Annotated in this window: 1 protein-coding gene and 2 pseudogenes; 1 reads left to right on the top strand and 2 read right to left on the bottom strand. The window is 39.1% G+C overall.

The window, feature by feature from the left end:
• Positions 1 to 164 precede the first annotated feature (164 nt).
• Positions 165 to 338: pseudogene (locus ADF62_RS11935) on the top strand (IS30 family transposase); the annotation flags it as partial.
• Between the two features lie 43 nt (positions 339 to 381).
• On the opposite strand, the gene tgt reads toward ADF62_RS11935, so the two are convergent.
• A complete protein-coding gene (tgt, locus tag ADF62_RS04120) occupies positions 382 to 1,524 on the bottom strand; it encodes a tRNA guanosine(34) transglycosylase Tgt (RefSeq protein ID WP_048788161.1) in 1,143 nt (380 codons plus the stop codon).
• A gap of 380 nt (positions 1,525 to 1,904) precedes the next feature.
• Positions 1,905 to 2,020, bottom strand: a pseudogene (locus ADF62_RS11405) (IS200/IS605 family transposase); the annotation flags it as partial.

Below are 2,020 nucleotides of genomic sequence, written 5' to 3'. Positions count from 1 at the left end.
AGACAAATCACTTAAGACAACTTTTATATCTTAGCACCCTTTTGGATAGCTGTCAAGAGGGTTTTTAACTTGAATATACAATACAAGTGATAAGTACACAATAAAAACTCATAAGATTTTCTTGTAAAATAGAATTGACTGAACTAGTTACGAAAGGAAATCTTATGAGCTACCATCATTTTGTTAAGTCACTTCATCGTCATCCGTCTAGTATTAGTCGTGAGTGGAAGGGACATCTAAAAGAAGGAAGCTATTCTCCAAGTCATGCACAGGAATCTTACCATATGGATAAATCACACTGTGGGCGGAAACGTATGCTTGAAAGAGATCACAATTTAAGAAGGAAAAAAGCAGTACATTCAATACTGCTAAATAAATTATTTAAAAATTCCTGTTACTCGCATTATATCCATATTTTTCAATAAAGTCTTGACGAAACTCAAGTAAGTTGTCATCAACAATAGCTTGACGCACCTTGGCCATCAAATTTACTAGGAAATAAAGATTATGATAACTTGTCAAACGAATTCCAAACGTCTCATCTGCTTTCAACAAGTGTCTCACATATGCACGTGTGTAATTTTTACACGTGTAACAATCACACTCTGGATCAATTGAGCTAAAGTCTTCTGCATAGGCAGCGTTTTTAACCACTAGACGTCCATTGCTAGTCATACACGTCCCATTTCGAGCAATCCTTGTCGGCAAAACACAGTCGTACATATCGACTCCACGGATAACACCATCGATCAAACTATCTGGCGCCCCTACTCCCATAAGGTAACGCGGTTTGTTTTCAGGAAGTAGAGGTACAGTAAAATCTAGTACGGCATTCATCTCTTCATGAGTTTCTCCAACCGCAAGACCACCAATAGAATACCCTGGAAAATCCATAGAAACCAAATCATGCGCAGATTGTCTGCGAAGGTCTTCGAAACCAGCTCCTTGTACAATACCAAAGAGCCCTTGATCGTGTGGCCGACGATGTGCTTTTAGTCCACGCTCTGCCCAACGACTTGTACGTTCGATAGATTTTTTGACATAATCGTATGGCTGGTAAAATTGCGGACATTCGTCAAAGCTCATCATAATATCTGAGCCGAGATTATTCTGAATTGAGATAGCTTTTTCAGGAGAAAGAAACATCTTACTTCCATTAAGGTGATTTTTAAAGGTTACACCTTCCTCTGAAATGTTTCGCTTTTCCGCCAATGAGTAAACCTGGAATCCTCCACTATCTGTAAGAATGGCTTGGTCCCAATTCATAAACTTATGGAGTCCACCAGCTTTAGCAACAAGCTCATCACCAGGTCTCAGCCATAGATGATAGGTATTTGCCAAAATAATTCCTGAACCCATCTGCTTTAATTCTTCAGGGGATTGCGTTTTTACAGTAGCTTGGGTACCGACAGGCATAAACATCGGTGTTGGAAAGGTGCCATGAGGCGTTATAATTTCTCCCAGGCGTGCTCCTGTGTATTTTTCTTTCTTTATTAGACGATATTTAATAGGAAAATCAGTCATTTATACTCCTTACGTTAGGAAAAACAATCCTAAGTATTTTTTAACAAGCGAACATTATCCACAACTGCTTTAGTGTATCAAATTTTATAAGAATTGTCAGCTCTCTATTTTCAAACTGTCGATTCAAACTCTTTAAAGCCCATCGCCTAACATTTTCAGCAAGTCAAAATCACCCGTACATTTATTTTGTACGACTAAACTTAAAAACAAACACTATTGTTAGGTATTTAAGCTGTCTACTTGACAGGGGCCATATCAGAACGGGCGGCTTGCTCTTCAGCTGAAAGACTCTGCTTCCGACCGATGTCTAGAGGCCTACCGAATGGTTTCCCTTCAGCACCACCTTTGCTAGCTGCCCCGTCTAGTGGGAATCTTTAGGATTACTTTCTTTGATTCTTCTCACCTGTAAACGGATCATATTCCTCGAAAAGATTGAACTGATCTGCTATCATGTCCTCTTGTAATGGATTACGAATATATTCTTCAATTCGCTTCT

Source organism: Streptococcus sp. 1004_SSPC (assembly GCF_001069025.1).
Taxonomy (GTDB): Bacteria; Bacillota; Bacilli; order Lactobacillales; family Streptococcaceae; genus Streptococcus; species Streptococcus vestibularis.
The sequence above is the reverse complement of the archived record's forward strand: the minus strand, read 5'-3'. Positions and strand labels throughout refer to the sequence as shown.